Raw genomic sequence first — 20453 nt, forward strand, 5'->3', positions numbered from 1 at the left:
AGCCTTGTCTTTTTTACATACTAATAATAGTAGATAATGCTGAAGAGGGGTGAGTATAGTTAATAAGAAAATCGTCTTTTTTGGAGACTTTGGTATTGATGATGCTGTGGCGTTAATTTATGCAAATAAAACATGTAAATTAGATATTTTAGGTATTGTTGCTGAATATGGGAATGTATCGCGAGAAATCGTAACAGAAAATGTGTATTTTTTAGAAAGATACTATGCTACAGAAGTAAAAATCATTGAGGGTGCAGCAAGACCGATGACAGCTGAAGAACCTTTGTTTTTTCCTGAGATTCATGGAGAGCACGGCCTAGGTCCCATTATTCCACCTGAAATGAGGATTTGTAAACGGGAAAATTTTTGTGAATTAATTAAATTAATTGAGCCTTGTCCAGAAGATATTATTATCGTAGCGACAGGAAGATTAACAACATTGGCAACATTATTTTTATTATATCCAAATGTAATGGATAAAATATGTTCGTATTATATTATGGGCGGTGCGTTTTTATTTCCTGGTAACGTTACTCCTGTATCGGAGGCAAATTTTTATGGAGATCCAATTGCTGCAAATATTGTAATGAAGTACGCAAAGAATGCGACTATTTATCCATTAAATGTAACGCAACAGGCCCTAATTACGCCTGAAATGGTGGATATTATTAATAAAGAAGGAACAGGGCAGGCAAAGCTTATTAAACCAATGATTGATTTTTATTATGAGAACTTTTATAAAAAAGAATACCCGGGTATTGCTGGAAGTCCGATTCACGATTTGCTTCCGTTCATTTCATTTATAAATGATGATATTTTTGAATATAAAAAATCTGCAGTTTGGATTAGTACGACAAATGACGTAACAAGAGGACAAAGTGTGGCTGACTTTAGAAAAATAGCTGAGCCGACGAGGTTTGATGATCGGCCGATACAAAGAATTGCGGTTGGTTTTAATTATCCTGCATTTAAAGAAGAGTTTATGCGGACAATATTGAAGCCCGATTGTCCATAATAAGTGTAATATCTCAAGCTGCATAAATCGTTAGTCTAAAAAGTTAATTAACATGTATTATTTTTACAAAAAAATACAGTTATGCTCCATGAATAACTTATGAAAAATGTAACATAACTAATGGTAAGCAATTGTTTCTAATTATATTTTGATTGGTGAAATATAAAGGAGGTTATCATATGATTTGGTCTTTAATCGTTGGTGGTATATTAGGGTGGCTTGCTAGCTTAATTACTGGTAGGGATGTACCAGGCGGTGTAATTGGTAATATTATTGCTGGTATTATTGGTTCTTGGATTGGTGGGAAATTACTTGGTAGTTTCGGCCCAGTAATCGGCGGATATGCAATTATTCCAGCTTTAATTGGTGCGATTATTTTAATTTTCATCGTAAGTTTCTTATTGCGAGCAATGCGAAAATGAATGTAAGGACTGTTTACATTTGTAAGCAGTCCTTTTTATATGTTATGCTAGTATTATACAATCAGGAGGTGTCAGCATTGAAAACATTTACAGTAAATTTTCATCAAGAAGATAATGCTAAAGCGACAACAGTACATAAATTAAGTGAAGAGGACTTCAATAAAGCGACAGAAAAAGGCACTCGTCATCTATTTGATTTAGATACAAATGTTGGATTCTTCGTATTCTTTGATGCAGAAGATGCAGAAGGAAATGATCAATACTTAATGTTACAATATGAAGGAGATCATGAAGAGCCAACTGCGTGCTACGGATTTGATTTAAAACTATACTATCAATTTTTAGCACTATACTTAAATGATCTTGAGTTCCAAGGTGAAACAGATGAAGAAGAGGAAGAGTATGGTCCAATTCATCATTTAGCTCACTTACTTTATCATATTGTTGAAGATGGTAAGTCAATTGAAGTGTAAAAATACATATGTAAAGCTGTCCTTTTTGGGGCAGCTTTTTTATATGACATAAATCTGTGTACTAAATAAATTAATAATAGCTAAGTAGCATTATTTATAACTCTCATGTTTCATTTGTAAAACATCTGTTATAATGACTGTAATTAAAAAATTTGTGGGGGCTAATTCTATGCTTGTAGATGTAAAAGCTTTTATTAAAGCTGCAGGTTTAACATGCATTTCATCATTAAGTGGAGATAATACATTTGCTCATAATTTTGAAACGGTAAAAAGTATTGTTGTTACATCCCTTAAAAAGTTAAGATTCATCATTTAATTTCAATTAAACCAGTAGGAGTAGAATAAACACTTCCTGCTGGTTTTTTCTGTTTTAAGGAGCTGATGTGACAACATATTTAAGCTAAAGATAAAGGATATAATCACTGAGAAGAGAAAGTGTATATAAGGAGATGAATACAATGATTAACAATATAATTCCAAGCTTTTCGAGACTTTGGGAAAGCAGTAATATAGGACTACATAACTTGAATAAATATTATGATAGGCATCCAGAAGTATTTAAAGAATATTTTACATTTCACTGTCCTAAGACGAAAGAACGTCTTTATAGTGCAATTGAAAAGTATCCAGAAAAACTAGGAGATATACATAGTGTTTCGGAAAATTTACCACGAATTATTCAAGAGATTAATAAGGATTATTACATTCAGTTTGGCTTCGACTTAGAAGTAACATTTCATTTATTTGTTGGAGCTTTTGGCTCTAATGCATTTGTAGAAAGGGAGATTATTGGAGATATGTTTTTTGCCGCAGAAAAATTATCTCCAGATTTAAATCACCTTCGTGTTATTGTCGCTCACGAAATAGGACATATATATCATAATGTTATGTTACAAAATGATGGAATGGACTGGGAGAAAGCTGAGTGGACCGATGCGGCAGTTAATTTGTATCGTGAAGGCGTTGCAACATACTTATCAAAGCAAATTATAAAAGGTTTAAATGAATCAGTATATTACTCATATGACAATGATGGTGAACGTTGGTTACAATGCTATATAGAAAATGAAGAATATATAAAGAAACGTTTTTTGGAAGATTATATAGAAGGATGGACGTTTGAAAAAGAGAAAGAGTGGTTTCGGTTATCTGGCGGACAATATTTTGGATACAACCGACTCGGTTATTTTTTAGGAACTGCTTTTGTAGAATATATTGTACAAGCATTGGGAGAGAGTGAAGTATTTACTTTTTGGAATAAATACAATTTAAAAAGTAGTGTGTTGGATTGGTTATCGAAATGAATAGCATTTAATAGGGAGCTGAAATATATGAAAGTGTATGTAAAGATAGCTTTATTATTTCTTACTTTTACATGCATATTTACTTTAGCGGCATGTAAAGGAACAGATGAAAAAAAGGAAGCAAACCCAACTTCGGAAAATAGTAAAAACGAACAGAATACTTCTTCTGAAGGAAAGAAAGGGCCTGAGATTAAATCAAATACCGATTCAAATTCGAAGGATACAGTTATAAATCAAAAATCAATTAACCACGTTAAAAACTTGTTTGAATTAGCGAAAGAAGGAAAAGTACCTAATGTTCCGTTCGCAGCTCATACAGGAGATATTGAAGAAATAGAAAAAGCGTGGGGGAAAGCAGATAAAACAGAACAAGCAGGAAACGGAATGTACGCAACTTTTACAAATAAAAATGTTTCCTTCGGTTTTAATAAAGGATCACAAGTTTTTGATGTACGCTCCTATCATGCAGAACTAAAATCAATTACATTACAAGAAATTGAAAAAGTATTAGGAAAACCAAACTCAGTTAAAGGAAATGGTGATGATAAAATATATGTATATAAAGTAAATAATCAGTTTGAATTGAAATTTATCATTCCAAAATCGACTGGTAAAGTAAATCACATTTCGGTATTTTCGCCAGAGGATAGTATAAATAAAATGGCAGGGTAGGATATTAAAAAAAGGATGTCACAAAAGTCGAAATCGATGACTATGTGACATCTTTTTTTGTGTAAATAAGAAACTTCCTTTTATAAAATATGATGGGGATGCTCTAAAACATCTTTTTGAATATCTTTACTTCTTTTCTTACGCTCTAAATTTCGAACAAAAAAAGCTTGGATAATGCCTCCAATTGTTAAGAAACAAGCACAAATATAAAATAGCATACTACCGTTTAGTTTACTTAATAAAACCGCACCGATAACAGGACCACAAGTTCGAGATACATCCCAGTGTAAGCCGTAAATTGAAAAATACAATCCACGTTTATCTGAAGGAGCGATTTCTGAAACGAATCGAAGCAAATGGTTGAAAGCAACACTTTCTCCAATGACTAAAAAGAGTAATGTGAAAAATAGTGACAAGATTGTTGCTGAAAATCCATAGCCAATTGCAGCTATCGTAAAGCAGGTGTAAGCAATAAGTATGATTTTCGCCATAGAAAATTGTTCAGACCATTTCACAAGGAAAACTTGTAGAGTGATTTCCATAAGAGCTTTGCATGTTGTAATAAAAACGAGTATGCGATCGAAATCCGGAAGTGTATGTTTCACGAAAATAAGATAATTTGTTTCAGTTTGTGCATAAAAAAAGCTAATAGGAAGTGTAGTGATCATTAGTCCAAATACGGCGTAATGTTTTTGTACAAATTGTTTTGGAGATGATACTTCAAGCTTTTGCGTTGGTGTTGTCATTGCCGGAGCGGTTTCTGGAAGCTGTATCCAAACAACGACTGCATATGCTATAAGTGCAATGCTTTGCACGATAAATACATATTCAGGGTGAGTCTTATAAAAAATAGTACCAATTAAAGGGCCGATTAGAGTACCTATTGCTCCCATCGTTTGCAGAAGAGAGAAAACTTCTGCTTGCTGCCCATGTTTTGTTAAATCAGCAATTTGTGCCCGTTGAGCGGGAATATATAAGGAACGGCCAACCCCATTTATGACATATAACAAAGCAAATATAAAAACGGATTGAGCAAAGATGAAGCTACCAATTGCAACGCCTTGTAGTAATAAGCCGAGTAACATAATTTTCTTTCGCCCATATTCATCAGTCACTCTTCCAGCAATAAGTGTAAATATAATGTCCGAAAGCGGTTGTAACCCGAAAATAAGCATAGTCATCATAATATTGCCGTTTAGCACCTTATTAACGTAAATAATCATAATGATAGCTAACATTGATTCAGTTGTTCGAGTTAATAATTCACCGCACAGTCGAATGATGATTGGTTTATTGTAACGTAATAAGAGATGATTCAATGTTATTTCCTCCTTTCTATATTGAAATGATAAGATGAAAGGAGAATTGGAAAAAGGGTAGAAAGAATAGGGAGTATTTTTCACCTTTTAGGGGGAATATGATGTTTATTTTAGATCAATACATTGAACTATGGATTGCCTATGGGAAAGGGAAAAAAGAAGGAGAACAATTAGAAATAACAGTGCAAAATATATCCGAAACATTATTTTGTACAGAGCGTAATAGTAAATTAATAATAAAAAAGTTAGAAGAACTACGTTGGATTGTTTGGTTTCCAGGGCGCGGAAGAGGGAATCGTTCTAAACTAATATTTCAAAAGCAACCAATGACATTAATTTTAAACAGAGGAAAAGAGTTAACGAAAAAAGGGGATGTAAAAAGTGGAATCTCATTTGTAGAGCGCTACAGCGCACAATTTCCGTCAGTAAAGAAAGAGTATGAAGTTTGGGTAGATTCCATATTTGGTCATCAAATAGAACGGACACCTGAAGGAAGAAAAGACGTACTTCGTTTGCAAGTACAAATGAACCTGGACATCGCTTTAGATCCGGTTTACGCTACGATGCGCTCAGAATGTCATATGGTTAAACATATTTTTGATACACTCGTATATATAAATGAGGAAACAAACTCAATAGAACCAAGGCTTTCTTTTCAATGGGAATATAATGATGCAGAAAAGATATGGACGTTTTATTTACGAAAAGGAGTTCACTTTCATAATAGGAAACAACTTACTGCACATGATGTTATACATTCATTGAATCGATTTATGAAAACTGAAAACAACCCACACGCATGGATGTTACAACATGTTGAAAGTTTCCGTGCAGTGGATGAATTTGTTGTTGAAATTCAATTGCATACGGAAAATAGGATGTTTTTACATATGCTAAGTGCAGAACAGTGTTCTATCGTAAAGGAAGATGAAGCGGGAAACTTCATTGGTACAGGGCCTTTTTCATTACGAGAGAAGAATGCAAATCTGTTTGTACTAGAAGCACATGATTTATATTATCGCGAAAGACCTTTCCTTGACCGAATTGAACTATTGAATGTGAAGCGAAGTGTAAATACATATGACGTGTTAGTAAAGGCGCAGTATAAAGATAAAGAAAAACATAATAAAGAACTATCTCGGCTTGAGTCGAACGTGACATATATAACATGCAATCTTGCAAAAGAAGGACCAATGCAAGATTATATGTTCCGAAAAGCGTTATATAAAATCATTCATGGCCATGCAATCGTTAAAGAACTCGGCGGAGAACGTGGAGAAGTGGCAAAGAAACTAATATTAGCAAATGAAAGTATAGTAGATATTGACGAAGATATCCAAAGTTTAATTAAAAGGAGTACGTATCATAGTGAAGTGCTACAACTATACACATTTACAGGACGAGATCACGTTGAAGATGCACAATGGATACAAAAAGAGTGTGCGAAGTACGGGATTCGTGTAGAAACTAATTTTCTTGAAATAGAAGATCTTTTAGAAATTAGTACGATACAAAAGGCTGATATGATGCATGATAGCGCAACAATTGGCGAACGAATAGAAGATAGTTTGCTATATATGTTTCTTACAAAAAACAGTTTTATTCATGGGCAAAGCAGCGTGGATTTTCATAAATCATTGTCCCCTTATTTTAAACAAGAACAAGTAGAGAAAAGAGTTGCACTGTTACGCGATATTGAGGAGACATTGTTACGTCAAATTCAAATTATTCCTTTATACCGTAACAAACAACAAGTAATTTCTCATGAAAAAGTACAAAATATAATGATTAATTCACAAGGGTGGATTGATTTTTATAGAATATGGTTTAAACCTTGATAGATAAAGGTTCTTATGCATTTTTTATGAGATGTGCAAGGGCCTTTTTGTATGTAAAATAGGATTGTTTTACACATTGTTACGCTACTTGTGATAAAAGTCTATTTACAGCGTAACAGTGTTATGTTACATTGTTATCAGGAAGGAGTGTTATACAGTTGAGTACAGATTTAATTTCAAAAAAAGATTTATTAGAACTTACTGGTATTTCATATGGACAGTTATATAGGTGGAAAAGAAAAAATTTAATACCGGAAGATTGGTTTGTACGAAAGTCTACATTCACGGGTCAGGAGACATTTTTTCCGAAAGAAAAGATTTTAGAGCGAATTGATAAAATCCAAACGATGAAAGAGGATCTATCACTAGATGAACTAGCGAATATGTTTTCACCGAGTGTGAGAGAAATTCTTTTAACGAAGGAAGACATTTTACGTAAGGGGATTGCATCAGAACCAGTTTTACAATTTTTTATAGAACAAACGAATAAAACAGCAGAGTTTCAATTTGTAGATATTCTTTATGTGTATATGTTAGAAGAATTACTACAATCGGGAGAGATTAGTTTAGAAGAAGGAAAAATGGTTTTGCAAGTTTTAAGTGAAAATTATGAAGCAATGAAACATAAAACGTGTGACTTAATCATTGTCCGAAAGTTAGGGATTTCTACATGTTTCTTAGTTTCAAACGTGGACGACTTAATTTTTGAAAAAGGCACCAAAATCGTTTTGCGCGAAGCGATTATGAAATATACCGAAGCATTAAAAACTAAATTGTTGTAGTGGAGGAGAAAGTATGCGTACACATAATTTGATTATAAATGGTTACGGTTCATCGAATGGCGGCGAGTTTCATAAAGTGCAATTAAACGGAAAAGGAACTGTGAATGGAAATGTTGAATGTGAGCAATTTGAATGTAACGGTTACGGTGCAGTTACTGGCGACTTGAAAAGTAGCAGAGCACGAATTAGCGGATCTGGTAAAGTTGATGGCACAGTTCATGCTGAAACGATGCGAATTGATGGAAAAGCTACAATTACGCAAAATGTAAAGGCAAACAGTTTGAAAATTGCAGGAAAAGGTACGATAGGTGGAAATGTCACAGGTGAAGAATTTAAAGTTAATGGTCAAGCAACAATTGACGGTAATTGTGAAGTGGATACTTTTTCTTCAGAAGGACAATTTACAATTGGCGGATTATTAAGCGCTGATGAAATAAATATTAATATTCACGGTACATGTCGCGCGAAAGAAATTGGTGGTCAAACGATTAAAGTAAGACATAGATCAGGTACATTAAGTAGGCTATTTAAAACAGTATTTGGCTTGCAGTTAGAAGCTGAACTATTAGAAGGTGACAATATTGATATTGATTATGCTCACATAAGAACGGTAAGAGGAAATAATATTACAGTAGGACCGAACTGTGAGATTGAACTCATTGAATATACAGGTGTTCTAACTGTTGATAAAAGCGCAAATGTAAAAGAAATTAAGCAGGTTTAATGGGAGGGAGAAAGCACTATGGAACATCCACATAGTCTCACAGTAAATGGTTCCGGTAATTCAGCAGGCGGAGATTATAATAAAGTGAAGATACGCGGCGAAGGAACGATTTCTAATGATATGAGCTGTAATGAATTTAAAACGTACGGCACGAGTGATGTACGGGGTAATATGAAAGTAAAAAATTATGTTGTGTATGGAGATAGTGAAGTACAAGGAAATGTAGATGCAGAATATGTAAAAGTATATGGTAATACACAAATGCATGGTGATGCACATATTGAAAAAACAAAAGTTAGAGGTATGATAGATATTGCTGGGAAGTTTTCAGGTGATTTTGTCGATGTAAAAGGTGCTTTAAATGTGAGGGGAAATATTGAAGTAGAAGATTTATCATTAACTGGTGGTCTTGAAAGTGATGGATTACTTAATGCTGAAAATATTCAAATCTCACTTCGTTATGAAGGAAGTAAGGTAAGAGAAATTGGTGGTAAAAAAATTACGATTCGTAAAAAAGCGAGATTTCTTCCTTTTATTAGTCATGCTGGTAACCTACAAACTACAATTATTGAAGGAGATGATATTTATTTAGAACATACGATTGCTGACGTAGTGAGAGGAAACAACGTTACAATTGGCCCTGGGTGTGAAATTAGTGTTGTAGAATATCATACTAGTTTTAATCAAAAAGGTAATGCAGTCGTAAAAGAACATAAACAAATATAAGTAATACGAGGGAGAGCAAGAGATATGGTTGAGAAGAATAATAAGCTTGGCTTTGTTGTGGCGGGCTTATTGCTAGGTATACTAATGGCATCAATGGATAATACCATTGTCGTAACGGCGATGGGAACGATCGTTGGTGACTTAGGAGGCCTTGAAAACTTTGTATGGGTTGTTTCTGCCTATATGGTCGCAGAAATGGCAGGTATGCCGATTTTCGGTAAACTATCAGATATGTATGGTAGAAAGAGATTCTTTATTTTCGGTTTAATTGTCTTTATGATTGGTTCGGCACTTTGTGGTACTGCTGAAAATATTACACAGTTAGGTATTTATCGTGCCATTCAAGGTATTGGCGGCGGGGCATTAGTGCCGATCGCGTTTACAATCGTTTTTGATATTTTCCCTCCTGAAAAGCGCGGGAAAATGGGTGGTTTATTCGGAGCGGTATTTGGTTTATCAAGTATTTTTGGTCCGTTACTCGGCGCATATATTACAGATTACATTAGCTGGCACTGGGTATTTTACATTAACTTACCGCTTGGCATTTTAGCACTTATTTTTATTACATTCTTTTATAAAGAATCACGAGTTCATAGAAAACAAAAAATTGATTGGTTCGGCGCAATTACTTTAGTTGGTGCAGTAGTTTCTTTAATGTTTGCACTTGAACTTGGCGGACAAAAATATGATTGGGATTCTAGCTTTATTTTAAGTTTATTTGGTGGATTCGCTATTTTAATTATTGCATTTATTATTATTGAAGGAAAAGTAGAAGAGCCAATCATATCATTTGAGATGTTTAAGCAGCGCTTATTCGGAATGAGTACCATTATTGCTTTATGTTATGGTGCTGCGTTTATGTCAGCAACTGTATACATTCCGTTATTCATTCAAGGTGTATACGGAGGTACCGCAACAAACTCAGGATTACTACTATTACCGATGATGTTAGGATCAGTTGTAACAGCACAATTAGGTGGATTTCTAACGACGAAGCTTAGCTACAGAAACATTATGATTATTTCTGCTGTTATTATGCTAATTGGACTATTCTTATTAAGCACATTAACGCCAGAAACAAGTCGTGTATTATTAACAGTGTATATGATTATTATTGGATTTGGAGTTGGTTTCTCATTCTCTGTACTAAGTATGGCGGCTATCCACAACTTTGGTATGGAACAGCGAGGGTCTGCGACTTCAACGAGTAACTTCATTCGTTCATTAGGCATGACGCTTGGTATTACAATCTTCGGAATGATCCAAAGAACAGGTTTCCAAGATCAATTAGAAGAAGCATTTAAAGGTATGAACGGGGGAATGAATACAAACGCTTTAGGAGATTCAAGAGCTATTCTATCAGAATCGGCAAGATCTCAAATTCCACCGCAAATATTAGATAAAATTATTGATGCTCTTTCTAGCTCAATTGTCCAAACATTTATGTGGGCATTGGTACCAGCTGGTTTAGCATTCATATTTATTTTCTTTATGGGAAATGAGCGCATGGTAATTAAAAAACAACAAAAGAATAAAAAGAGTGAAACATCAAAAGCGTGATGAAAAAGCTCCCTTCCAATTGGAAAGGAGCTTTTTCGTATGTACGGATTTAGATTAGCCTTCGATGATTTCGTATTCTTCGTCTGCTAATAATAAAATTTGTGTTTTCTTACCTTTGTTTTGAACTTCGATTACATCGTAAGCACCTAAGTCTCTTATTTTGCTTTGAGAAGCGTTAACCATAACTTCAATAGAATCAATTAAGATATCTTCTTCAATGTATGATTCAGGCAATGCCATATCTTCAGTATCTAATACACATGCGTATAGATTTTGTAAGTTTTCAGCAGTTGGATTTTGTTCTTCAACATCAATGATGTTTTTTACTGCTTCGATATTTTCTTCTTTTGCTTGGTATACTTTAATTTTAGCCATTGTTTTAATCTCCTTTATAACGTAATCGTAGAGGCTACACTTCATTATAACGTTTTTTTCATGAAAGATGAAATTGTTATATGTATTTATAGGGGAATTTATGTGTTAGTACTCATTTTTAATGCGATAAGTAGGCAAATATATTCCTACGTTAAAGTTATATTGTCCAAGCTTTTCTCATATCCCGCTCATATTATGTGTATGAGATAAAACATATAGAGAAGGGATGGAGTGTAAGTGGGTTGTGAGCCGAAACGAAATGATCGATGTTGCCAAAATAGTATTTGTGAATTTTTGCGAAGTCTAGAGCCTTTTACAAAAGTTGAGAGTATTGTAATTGCCGGAAATGAAATTGTTGTATCTTATTTTCTTTCATTTAATAAGAAGAATGGTGTCGTATCCTTCGTACAAGAGGTCGATGAGGTTATTTTTGTAGATTGCTCTAAGATTGATGCAATTCGAATAGGAAAAGTTTGTAGTTGTAAAACGAAAGTCAAATTTATTGAAGAGGATTTCAGTCTACTTGGAAACGTTTGTCCGCAATGTTTAACAGAGGGAAGCACACTCTTTTTTGACTTTCACAATTCAGAATTGAATTTATCACTTCAAGCAAAAACAATTGATGCGCCTAGTTGTACTGAGTTTATAGATGAGATGGGAAATGTAGTAAAACAAATTACTATAATAGGTGAAGCAATTGTTTCTAAAGATTTTGTTCAAGTGCCTGAATTATTAAGTTTCCGACTAGTATTATCTGATACGGCTACGAATCCTTTAAAGTTTGGAATACTGTTCATTAATTTCCCTGATCTTACGTTTATTATTCTTTTCGCATCGAGTGGATACCTCAACATTTCGAGTTGTTTGAGGATAGAGAGTGGAACTGGTAATGCTGAAATAGAAGAGATGAAAAAGATAATATCGAATGACGATAATACGTACACATCAGTTGTTAAAGTAACTAAAGTATATAAAAACGGAGGAACAGAATCATTTGTTTATAAGAATGAGTTATAACATATATATTTAAATGAACCCTTAAACTAATGTTGAGGGTTTTTACATAATAATATAGATTGTGAATTTTTATTAAGTATATTATCTGTAAACCTATACACTAGAAAGTCATTTACTTTTTGATTAAATGTTATAATAATTTTATATTTATGAATAATTTATAATTATATGGAATGTAGTAGACGTTTGCTTATATGTAGAAAAGAGTAGAAGTACATTAATTCTAAAGAAAGCAGGAATGTAAATGATATATGAAGCGAATATACATACAAGAGAAAAATTAGTTACTATGTTCGAAGATTTCAATAACGTTGTTTTACTTTCTTATTTACAAGGACATATGGGTACCGCTTGGGTAAATGATCTTGAAAATCCGACAGTAGCGCAAATTACGGTAGGGATCTTTACATTTTACGCTGGGGATTCAAAGGTGAAAGAAACAGAAGAATTGCTTCGAAACATTCCTGATAGAATGTTAGTCATCGTAAATAGTGTAGAATGGAAAAAGCGTTTAGAAACATTTTACGAAAGAAAAATAGATAAGTTTTTACGATATAAATTTAAACGTAATGCAGAAGTTTTTGATCGTTCAAAATTACAATCTCTTATATCAGCGCTTCCAAAAGGATACGAGTTAAGAAGAATAGATGAAAATATCGTAAATAACCCTACATTACATAAAGTCTCTAAAGATTTTACAAGTCAATTTCAATCTGTAGAAGATTATATAAACCGAGGTATAGGGTATTGTATTTTGTATAAAGGAGAAGTTGTATGCGGTGCATCATCATATAGCATTTATGATAATGGCATTGAAATTGAAGTTGCGACTGATCACAATTATAGAAGAAAAGGATTGGCGACTATAGTTAGTGCAGCACTCATCTTGGACTGTTTAGAAAAAGGGATATATCCAAACTGGGATGCAGCGAATACTACATCTGCAAAACTAGCTGAAAAACTAGGATATGTTTTTGATAAGGCGTATGATACTTATTTTGTGGATAATAGTTCAAATAAAAGAGCAGTTAGCAAAAGCTAACTGCTCCTCTCCAAAGGGGGAATGGAGAGATACAATCATGTTACTTACATTATTGACGGGAGGTTGATTTTTAATCAATCTTCTATAAAAGTTGAGATAAAATATTTTTAATTAACCCTGAGGATCCAATTAAGAGTACTGATAAAAAAACGATTGAGAATATACTTTTTTTAGGTTTTTTAAATTCTATGTATATGTTAATAATGGCACCAATTGCAACTACAGTAAAGATAACGAGTCTTATTACATCTATCATAAATAACGCTCCTTTTAATTACTTAATTGTATTATATAAGAATTGGCCTTTCGATTAGTTTATTTGAATACGATTTAAGGTAATTTTAAACAAACTAATCTTTTATACAAAAGTAAGGTTAAGAAAAAAGACAGCGTAAGAAGTAATAGTATATCTTGTAGAAGCTGATGTTGACCAAATAAAGTAGGGTTATTATCTATGCGGAAAAGTATAATTAATATTTATATATACTCACTTTAGGTACCTTTACAACTTAAATAATAAAACATGCTTTTCATAATGATCCAAACACCAATTATATTTTTCTAGAATAATTGGATGAACAACTTCTTTCGTAGTATCGACCTCAGTATAGCCATATTTCTTATAAAAGTTTTCTAATTCCTCAAAAGGAAGACAATATACATTTGGAACTTGTAATTTCTTCGCAGTTTCTACTAAAAATGAAACAAGTTCCCCGGCTAAGTGTAGCCCTCTAAATTGAGGGAGAATATAAATCCCGCCCATTTCTAAAGTATCTTCATCTATTTGGACTAATCGTCCAACACCTGCATACTCATTGTTGTATGTAATGATTGCGACTTTCTCTCGATTTAAATCACTTCGTACAAATCCTATTGAGTCATATTGTTTATTAATCCATTCTAGATCATTAGATGTAGCTAGTTGAATGCTCATTTGTATCACTCCTTTGGAAAATTCGATATATTTGTATTATACAGAATGTAAAGCGGTTAAATTTAGATGATTTTTAATAACAGTTCAAGTTTTGAAGAATAGTGCATACAATATAAAGTCTTTTCCTTTCTTCATTTAAGTTTTACGTATATAATTTAAAAGTACTATTTTTATTTTATATTTTTATATTTATAACAGAATAGAGGTTTAAAAATGGGTGTTAAAATCATTACGGATAGTGCGGCGGATTTACCGGTAGAATTGCTGCAAGCATATGATATTGATTTAATTCCACTCCGTGTTTATGATGAAGCAGAAACAGAGTATTTAGATGGAGTTACATTAGAGTCAGTTACGTTATTGCAAAACATGAGAGAAGGCGCTGTTTATAGAACGTCATTGCCTTCCCTTGAAACTTTCCAAGAGAAATTTGTTTCTTATGCAAAAGAAGGTAATCCTTGTATATATTTAGCTTTTTCATCTGAACTGTCTGGTACATATCAATCATCAGTTCTCATTAAAGAGGAAGTAAAAGAAACATATGCTAACTTAGACTTAGAAATTATTGATACGAAATGTGCTTCGCTTGGTCAAGGACTTGTCGTTTTAGAAGCTGCTAAAATGGCAAAAGACGGCGCATCAAAAGAAGATATTTTAAAACGTGTTGATTTTCTAATGAACCATATGGAACATATCTTCACTGTAGCTGACTTACAGTACTTAGTGAGAGGTGGACGTTTAAGTAAAGTCGCAGGATTTATCGGTGGTTTACTAAACATTAAACCGATCTTAAACGTGGAAGAAGGAAAACTTGTACCACTTGAAAAAGTACGAGGGAAAAAGAAAGTATTGAGCCGTATTGTAGATATTATGGAAGAACGCGGAAAAGAGCTTAAAGGTCAAACAATTGGTATGACTCATGGCGATGACTTAGAAACAGCTGAAGCATTAAAAGCATTAATTACAGAAAGATTTGGCTGTGAAGTATTTATCGTAAATACAATTGGTGCAGCAATCGGAGCACATACAGGACCTGGCGTTATAACGTTATTTTTCTTAAATGAAGTAGAGTAAAGGATTGATCTTTTGATCAATCTTTTTTTCTTCAAGATAATGCTACTGTTTCTGTAGCAGATGAGCTGAAATAATTTAAGGAATTATTAGATATGGGCGTTATTACAGAAGATGAATTTAATGCGAAGAAAAAGCAGTTACTAAATATAAGATGTTAAAAAGATGATTCTTTTTCCAACAGAATCATCTTTTTTGTGTGTTGAAGTCTTTTGGTTATAAAAATCTAAATATTTCAAGATGTTAAAATTTAGCTATCTCATATATAATTGTTTTACGGGAGATATCTGTAACTATTTGTAAAAATAGGAGGCGGCTATAAAAATGCATGAAATTGCTAGGTGGGATTTAGATCGATTGTATTCAAATGGGGATATTCTAGTACCAATATTGGAGTTGAAAGAACAATATTTTGTAACAAAAGATATAGAGATTCTTTCAAAACTTATACAAGCTATTGAAAAAGCAGAATATTATTTGTATTGTCGATCAGTTGAAGAAAGCGTTGCATCGGATATTACTAGATTGACTGTGAAAGTAAAGGAATTAAAAAGTGAAGTGCAGCAACCAAGTGAAGTGGAAATTACCGATAATACTAGGCTAATAAAAGATGAACTTCATGCGTGGGAAAATATGTACATACAATTAAGGAATAGGATAGAAATAGAGCACAATAATAAGCAATTATCATTTGGACAAGCAAATCATATTGCAATGAATAGTCATAATAAAAAGGAAAGACTAGAAGTATTCGAGTTATTAACAAATGCCTTATATAAGGAAAAAGAAATTTTTGCTACTGTATTAAATCAAATAGGGAGATTGCGTAATACAAAGGGCAATGCATTAGAAGATATAGAGATTTTAGCAAGGTCCCTTCATGTGAATGGTATTTCAGAAACTGTATTATTACAAATATGGAATGCGACAGAAGAAAACATAGATAAATTAGTAAGTGCTTTAAACGTGTATAAAAAAGGAAAAACTTCGATAACATGGTATGAACTTATGACAGTAAAGGAAAATAATGAGGTAAGTATTTCTTTTTCAGTAGCAGTACAAAGCATATACGATGCATTAAAAAATATAGATGAAGAATTAGCAGAATTTACACGTAATGCGATAGAAAGTGGTTGGGTAGATGCAGAACCGAGAGAGAATAAACCACCTGGCGGATTTTGTGCTCCTTTTTTCAGTGAAAAAGAATCTCGAATCTCTATGCGTTATGACGGAAGTATCGATAGTGTAAGAGTACTTGCCCACGAACTAGGACATGCTTGGCATTTTTATAATATGAGTTTTGAACAATCCTCTTCTTTTTTAGATGATTATTTGCCAATGAGTACAGCTGAATCAGCATCTATTTTCTTTGAAACGGTGCTTATAAATTATCTAATTCAAACAACAGATAGTATAGATATGAAAAAGTTATTGCTTAGCTGGAAAATAAGAAACTGTTTTAATTATGTAATGGCAATTCGAGCATCGTACGAATTTGAGAAGAACTTTTACGAGAAATGTAAAGAAAGTCCTTTAAGTGCTGATGAAATCGAAAAATTATCTATAGTAGCGCAAGAAAAAGCATATGGAAATTCATTATCAGAATATCAGCCGTTTGTTTGGATGAAATATGTTCAGTTTTATTTAGCAGATGTTCCTTTTTATAATTATCCATACATATTTGGGTATTTAGTTAGTTTTAGTTTATTAGAAATAGCTAAAGAAAGGAAAAGTACTTTTCACTTGAAATATAAAGAGTTTTTACGAGAAACAGGAAAAGCTCCAGTGGAAGAACTTATGAAAAAGCATTTTGAAATAGATATAACGAGCTATGAATTTTGGGGTAAGGCTTTTAGACAAATTTCTATAGATATTGATGAATATTTGAGGCTTATATAAGGGGAGAGTATAGTGGATCACCAACTTATAAAGGGAATACCTTTTTCAACTTTAGAATATGCAAAAGCTATAAGTTTATTAAAAGGTTGGCTACATGAAAAACAAGAAAAACCAAGATTTGTAGTAACTGCAAATCCTGAAATTGTTATGTCTGCAAAGGAAAGCACGGCTAAATCAAAACAGTTTAAAAAGATGTTACTTTCTGCAGATTTAATAACAGCGGATGGGATTGGTGTCATAATAGGCTCGAAAATATTAAAAGGAACGCTGAAAGAACGTGTTACTGGGGCAGATATTACTCATGAGTTAATAAAGTATTGTAATGACAATGAATATCGTGTCTTTCTTTTTGGAGCTGCGCCAGAAAGTAATAAAAAGGCATTAGTAAAATTAAATGAGCAGTTCCCAGGAGCACAGTTTAAAGGACAGCATGGATTTGTAAATAATGAAGAAATAGAAGAAGTAAAAATAAAAATTAAGCAATTTAAGCCGCACTTACTACTAGTAGGACTAGGTTCACCCAAACAAGAAGAATTCATCTATGAAAACATGCAAACATTAAACGTTCCACTATCTATTGGTATTGGAGGTATGATCGATATATTATCTGGTACTGTAAAAAGAGCACCGAAAATTATGAGGGATACAGGAACTGAATGGTTATATAGATTACTCTCACAGCCGAAAAGATTAAAGAGACAAATCGTACTTCCGAAATTTTTATTGTCGGTTATGTCTGAAAGAATTAAAGGGAGTAATTAATAAAGGAGAGTACATCCATGAACAGAATCGGCATTATTGGAGCAATGCAAATTGAAATAGACTTACTTTTAGAAAAACTAGCTATACAAGAGGAACAGACGATTGCGGGAATGCCCTTTTACATTGGCGAATTCATGGGAACAGAAGTAATTATTACACGTTCTGGTGTAGGGAAAGTAAATGCAGCCGCATGTACGCAAACGTTAATTCATAAATTTGATGTAGATGCTATCATCAATACGGGTGTTGCTGGCGGGTTACACCGAGATGTAAAAGTTGGTGATATCGTTATTTCAACGAATGTTACCCATCATGATGTAAGTAAAACTCAAATGAAAAACTTATTTCCGTTCCAAGAAGAATTTGTCGCAAGTAAGGAATTAGTAGAGTTAGCACGTATTGCATGCAATAGTAGTTGTTTACATATGGAGGTTCATGAAGGAAGAATTGTAAGTGGTGAATGTTTTGTTGAAGATTCAAAATTAAAAGCGAAATTAATAGATGAATATGCGCCGCTTTGTACAGAGATGGAAGGTGCAGCAATAGGACATGTTGCCTACATAAATGAAGTACCGTTTCTCGTAATACGATGTATTTCTGACAGTGCAGACGATGAAGCACAAATTTCTTATGATGACTTCGCGAAAACGGCCGCAAACTATTGTTCAGAAATTATCGTTGAGATGCTTAAAAATATATCAAGTAAAACTGTATTATAATTCAAAAGGAGAGAATGAAATGTTACAAGCATTAATTTTTGATATGGACGGAACGTTATTTCAAACAGATAAAATTTTAGAATTATCGTTAGATGATACTTTTGATCATTTACGTTCATTACAATTATGGGATACGGTAACACCTATTGATAAATACCGTAAAATTATGGGTGTGCCTTTACCGAAGGTTTGGGAAGCTTTATTACCGGATCATTCTCTTGAAATAAGAGAACAAACAGATGCATATTTTTTAGAAAGACTAATCGAAAACATTAAAAGTGGAAAAGGTGCTTTATACCCGAACGTAAAAGAAGTGTTTGCATATATAAAAGAAAATAATTGTTCCATTTATATTGCTAGTAATGGTTTAACTGAATATTTACGAGCAATCGTATCTTATTATGATTTAGATCAATGGATTACTGAAACATTTAGTATTGAACAAATAAACTCACTTAATAAAAGCGACTTAGTAAAAAGTATTTTGAACAAATATGATATAAAAAAGGCAGCAGTAGTCGGGGATCGTTTATCTGATATAAGCGCAGCTAAAGATAATGGCTTGATTGCGATTGGATGTAATTTTGATTTTGCACAAGAAGATGAACTTGCCCAAGCTGATATAGTAATAGATGATTTACTGGAGTTGAAGGGGATATTGCCTGCTATACAGAGATAATAAAGTTGTTTAAATTACAATATAATCATTCTAAAAATAATAAAGTCGTTTAAAAATCTTTCTTCCATTAACAGAGTAAATTGCTTAGTGGGGAATTAAAATAAGTACTTGTGGCTTCTGAAGAAATGGAAAAAGAAAGATGTTAAATACAAAGTAGACTCTGTTATACAGAGGTAGAGATAGTGGTATTCATTTGTGATGGATTAGTAATGGTTTGATTTGGATTATAAAGTGTGTACGTTTTTTGCCAAGTACTATATGACTTATTCTATGGAGGAAATATGCTTAAAAATAATTTTAACATTAATAATATTCCCGCGGTTTTGTGGGGAGATAAAAGTGAAAAAGTTTTTATTGCAGTACATGGAAATATGTCAAATAAAGAAGATGCAGTTATTCAAATATTAGCTGAAGGAGCTAATCAAAAAGGTTATCAAGTATTAAGCTTTGATTTACCTGAGCATGGAGAAAGAAAAAATGATGATACTCCTTGCAAAGTACAGTTTTGTGTTAGGGAATTATCTATAATTATGAATTACGCAGAAGAACATTGGAAAGAAATAAGTGTGTTTGCATGTAGTATAGGTGCGTATTTTAGCCTTTTAGCTTATCAAAATGATGTGATAGAAAAGGCGTTATTTTTATCACCAGTAGTTAATATGGAACGAATTATCGAAAATATGATGAAATGGTTTAATGTAACACCGGAGCTTTTGCAAAAAGAAATGACTATAGAGACACCGATTGGTCAAAAGTTATATTGGGATTATTTATGCTATGTAAAAGAACATCCTATTAATACATGGAATATAGATACATATATTATGTATGGAGCCAAGGATGAACTGTGCGAATTTAAAATTATTAACGATTTTACAAAAAAACATCGCTGTGAATTAGAGGTCGTGGAGACAGGTGAACATTACTTTCATACTGCAGAACAGTTAAAGATATTTCAACAGTGGTTACACAAACATATCAATTAACGAAGTATAATTTATCTTGGGTCTGTTTGAGAATAAACTAATATAATATTTGAGTACAAATAGTTTTAAACGTATAGCAATTAAACAATTATATTATCGATTTACATCTGAAGTGCAAAATACGCATGACACAA

At 32.8% G+C, this 20453-nt stretch carries 22 protein-coding genes and 1 pseudogene; 20 read left to right on the plus strand and 3 right to left on the minus strand.

The annotated features are described in order from the left end of the window. Nucleotides 1-49: 49 nt before the first annotated feature. From FH036_RS03140 to FH036_RS03165, 6 genes are all read left to right on the plus strand, one after another. Nucleotides 50-1015, plus strand: coding sequence for a nucleoside hydrolase (locus FH036_RS03140; protein WP_000029506.1), 966 nt, complete (start codon nt 50-52; stop codon nt 1013-1015). A 179-nt stretch (nt 1016-1194) separates the two neighbouring features. After that, nucleotides 1195-1437, plus strand: coding sequence for a GlsB/YeaQ/YmgE family stress response membrane protein (locus FH036_RS03145; protein ID WP_000638307.1), 243 nt, complete (start codon nt 1195-1197; stop codon nt 1435-1437). A 77-nt stretch (nt 1438-1514) separates the two neighbouring features. After that, nucleotides 1515-1910: a hypothetical protein gene (locus FH036_RS03150; protein WP_000847587.1), complete on the plus strand. Its 396-nt coding sequence runs from the start codon at nt 1515-1517 to the stop codon at nt 1908-1910. A 169-nt stretch (nt 1911-2079) separates the two neighbouring features. Further along, nucleotides 2080-2226, plus strand: coding sequence for a hypothetical protein (locus FH036_RS03155; RefSeq protein WP_000959546.1), 147 nt, complete (start codon nt 2080-2082; stop codon nt 2224-2226). 142 nt (nt 2227-2368) lie between these two features. After that, a complete protein-coding gene (locus FH036_RS03160; RefSeq protein ID WP_139895329.1) occupies nt 2369-3214 on the plus strand; it encodes a DUF5700 domain-containing putative Zn-dependent protease in 846 nt (281 codons plus the stop codon). Between the two features lie 27 nt (nt 3215-3241). Then, complete coding sequence (locus FH036_RS03165) at nt 3242-3886, plus strand: YjgB family protein (protein ID WP_139895330.1); 645 nt, start codon at nt 3242-3244, stop codon at nt 3884-3886. Between the two features lie 80 nt (nt 3887-3966). Here FH036_RS03165 and FH036_RS03170 read toward each other — a convergent pair whose 3' ends face one another. Then, nucleotides 3967-5205 carry an MDR family MFS transporter gene (locus FH036_RS03170; protein WP_001016139.1) on the minus strand — a complete coding sequence of 413 codons (1239 nt, stop codon included), beginning with the start codon at nt 5203-5205 and terminating at the stop codon, nt 3967-3969. Between the two features lie 101 nt (nt 5206-5306). On the opposite strand from FH036_RS03170, the gene FH036_RS03175 reads away from it, so the two are divergent. The 5 genes from FH036_RS03175 to FH036_RS03195 all read left to right on the plus strand — a co-directional run bounded on the left by FH036_RS03175 (nt 5307) and on the right by FH036_RS03195 (nt 10835). Further along, nucleotides 5307-7043 (plus strand): ABC transporter substrate-binding protein, encoded by a 1737-nt coding sequence (locus FH036_RS03175; RefSeq protein WP_000470191.1) that lies wholly within the window; start codon nt 5307-5309, stop codon nt 7041-7043. 158 nt (nt 7044-7201) lie between these two features. After that, a complete protein-coding gene (locus FH036_RS03180; protein WP_000102250.1) occupies nt 7202-7825 on the plus strand; it encodes a YhbD family protein in 624 nt (207 codons plus the stop codon). A 13-nt stretch (nt 7826-7838) separates the two neighbouring features. Further along, nucleotides 7839-8549 carry a bactofilin family protein gene (locus FH036_RS03185; RefSeq protein WP_139895331.1) on the plus strand — a complete coding sequence of 237 codons (711 nt, stop codon included), beginning with the start codon at nt 7839-7841 and terminating at the stop codon, nt 8547-8549. Between the two features lie 18 nt (nt 8550-8567). Further along, on the plus strand, nt 8568-9275 hold the full coding sequence (locus FH036_RS03190) for a hypothetical protein (protein WP_000400897.1): 708 nt from the start codon (nt 8568-8570) through the stop codon (nt 9273-9275). 24 nt (nt 9276-9299) lie between these two features. Further along, nucleotides 9300-10835, plus strand: coding sequence for an MDR family MFS transporter (locus tag FH036_RS03195; RefSeq protein ID WP_070806272.1), 1536 nt, complete (start codon nt 9300-9302; stop codon nt 10833-10835). 54 nt (nt 10836-10889) lie between these two features. Here FH036_RS03195 and FH036_RS03200 read toward each other — a convergent pair whose 3' ends face one another. Beyond that, nucleotides 10890-11210: a hypothetical protein gene (locus tag FH036_RS03200; protein WP_070806271.1), complete on the minus strand. Its 321-nt coding sequence runs from the start codon at nt 11208-11210 to the stop codon at nt 10890-10892. Nucleotides 11211-11447: 237 nt separating this feature from the next. On the opposite strand from FH036_RS03200, the gene FH036_RS03205 reads away from it, so the two are divergent. Both FH036_RS03205 and FH036_RS03210 read left to right on the plus strand, forming a co-directional pair. Then, nucleotides 11448-12227: a BC_2878 family exosporium-associated protein gene (locus FH036_RS03205; protein WP_139895332.1), complete on the plus strand. Its 780-nt coding sequence runs from the start codon at nt 11448-11450 to the stop codon at nt 12225-12227. 244 nt (nt 12228-12471) lie between these two features. Next, nucleotides 12472-13269 (plus strand): GNAT family N-acetyltransferase, encoded by a 798-nt coding sequence (locus FH036_RS03210; protein WP_044792100.1) that lies wholly within the window; start codon nt 12472-12474, stop codon nt 13267-13269. A 502-nt stretch (nt 13270-13771) separates the two neighbouring features. On the opposite strand, the gene FH036_RS03215 is transcribed toward FH036_RS03210, so the two are convergent. Beyond that, on the minus strand, nt 13772-14203 hold the full coding sequence (locus tag FH036_RS03215) for a GNAT family N-acetyltransferase (RefSeq protein ID WP_044792101.1): 432 nt from the start codon (nt 14201-14203) through the stop codon (nt 13772-13774). 213 nt (nt 14204-14416) lie between these two features. On the opposite strand from FH036_RS03215, the gene FH036_RS03220 reads away from it, so the two are divergent. The 7 genes and pseudogenes from FH036_RS03220 (at nt 14417) to FH036_RS03250 (ending at nt 20319) form a co-directional block, all read left to right on the plus strand. Further along, entirely contained in the window at nt 14417-15277 is an 861-nt protein-coding gene (locus tag FH036_RS03220; protein WP_000538288.1) for a DegV family protein, read from the plus strand. Nucleotides 15278-15315: 38 nt separating this feature from the next. After that, nucleotides 15316-15435, plus strand: a pseudogene (locus tag FH036_RS03225) (SHOCT domain-containing protein); the annotation flags it as partial. A gap of 163 nt (nt 15436-15598) precedes the next feature. Continuing rightward, a complete protein-coding gene (locus tag FH036_RS03230; RefSeq protein ID WP_139895333.1) occupies nt 15599-17173 on the plus strand; it encodes a M3 family metallopeptidase in 1575 nt (524 codons plus the stop codon). A gap of 12 nt (nt 17174-17185) precedes the next feature. Then, entirely contained in the window at nt 17186-17935 is a 750-nt protein-coding gene (locus FH036_RS03235; RefSeq protein WP_138321860.1) for a WecB/TagA/CpsF family glycosyltransferase, read from the plus strand. 17 nt (nt 17936-17952) lie between these two features. After that, the gene (locus tag FH036_RS03240; protein WP_138321862.1) at nt 17953-18654 is read left to right on the plus strand and encodes a 5'-methylthioadenosine/adenosylhomocysteine nucleosidase; all 702 of its coding nucleotides are present in this window, start codon (nt 17953-17955) and stop codon (nt 18652-18654) included. A 19-nt stretch (nt 18655-18673) separates the two neighbouring features. Then, a complete protein-coding gene (locus FH036_RS03245) occupies nt 18674-19333 on the plus strand; it encodes an HAD family hydrolase (protein ID WP_138321864.1) in 660 nt (219 codons plus the stop codon). A 281-nt stretch (nt 19334-19614) separates the two neighbouring features. After that, nucleotides 19615-20319 carry an alpha/beta hydrolase gene (locus tag FH036_RS03250; RefSeq protein ID WP_139895334.1) on the plus strand — a complete coding sequence of 235 codons (705 nt, stop codon included), beginning with the start codon at nt 19615-19617 and terminating at the stop codon, nt 20317-20319. Nucleotides 20320-20453 lie beyond the last annotated feature (134 nt).

The sequence above is a fragment of the Bacillus sp. CD3-5 genome (assembly GCF_006349665.1).
GTDB classification, from domain to species: Bacteria; Bacillota; Bacilli; order Bacillales; family Bacillaceae_G; genus Bacillus_A; species Bacillus_A paranthracis.

Excerpts from the sequence above, each read along its gene's own strand:
- FH036_RS03145 (WP_000638307.1), top strand. The coding sequence starts at position 1,195 with ATGATTTGGTCTTTAATCGTTGGTGGTATATTAGGGTGGCTTGCTAGC.
- FH036_RS03155 (WP_000959546.1), top strand. The coding sequence starts at position 2,080 with ATGCTTGTAGATGTAAAAGCTTTTATTAAAGCTGCAGGTTTAACATGC.
- FH036_RS03160 (WP_139895329.1), top strand. The coding sequence starts at position 2,369 with ATGATTAACAATATAATTCCAAGCTTTTCGAGACTTTGGGAAAGCAGT.
- FH036_RS03165 (WP_139895330.1), top strand. The coding sequence starts at position 3,242 with ATGAAAGTGTATGTAAAGATAGCTTTATTATTTCTTACTTTTACATGC.
- FH036_RS03175 (WP_000470191.1), top strand. The coding sequence starts at position 5,307 with ATGTTTATTTTAGATCAATACATTGAACTATGGATTGCCTATGGGAAA.
- FH036_RS03185 (WP_139895331.1), top strand. The coding sequence starts at position 7,839 with ATGCGTACACATAATTTGATTATAAATGGTTACGGTTCATCGAATGGC.
- FH036_RS03190 (WP_000400897.1), top strand. The coding sequence starts at position 8,568 with ATGGAACATCCACATAGTCTCACAGTAAATGGTTCCGGTAATTCAGCA.
- FH036_RS03195 (WP_070806272.1), top strand. The coding sequence starts at position 9,300 with ATGGTTGAGAAGAATAATAAGCTTGGCTTTGTTGTGGCGGGCTTATTG.
- FH036_RS03200 (WP_070806271.1), bottom strand. The coding sequence starts at position 11,210 with ATGGCTAAAATTAAAGTATACCAAGCAAAAGAAGAAAATATCGAAGCA.
- FH036_RS03210 (WP_044792100.1), top strand. The coding sequence starts at position 12,472 with ATGATATATGAAGCGAATATACATACAAGAGAAAAATTAGTTACTATG.
- FH036_RS03215 (WP_044792101.1), bottom strand. The coding sequence starts at position 14,203 with ATGAGCATTCAACTAGCTACATCTAATGATCTAGAATGGATTAATAAA.
- FH036_RS03220 (WP_000538288.1), top strand. The coding sequence starts at position 14,417 with ATGGGTGTTAAAATCATTACGGATAGTGCGGCGGATTTACCGGTAGAA.
- FH036_RS03230 (WP_139895333.1), top strand. The coding sequence starts at position 15,599 with ATGCATGAAATTGCTAGGTGGGATTTAGATCGATTGTATTCAAATGGG.
- FH036_RS03240 (WP_138321862.1), top strand. The coding sequence starts at position 17,953 with ATGAACAGAATCGGCATTATTGGAGCAATGCAAATTGAAATAGACTTA.
- FH036_RS03245 (WP_138321864.1), top strand. The coding sequence starts at position 18,674 with ATGTTACAAGCATTAATTTTTGATATGGACGGAACGTTATTTCAAACA.
- FH036_RS03250 (WP_139895334.1), top strand. The coding sequence starts at position 19,615 with ATGCTTAAAAATAATTTTAACATTAATAATATTCCCGCGGTTTTGTGG.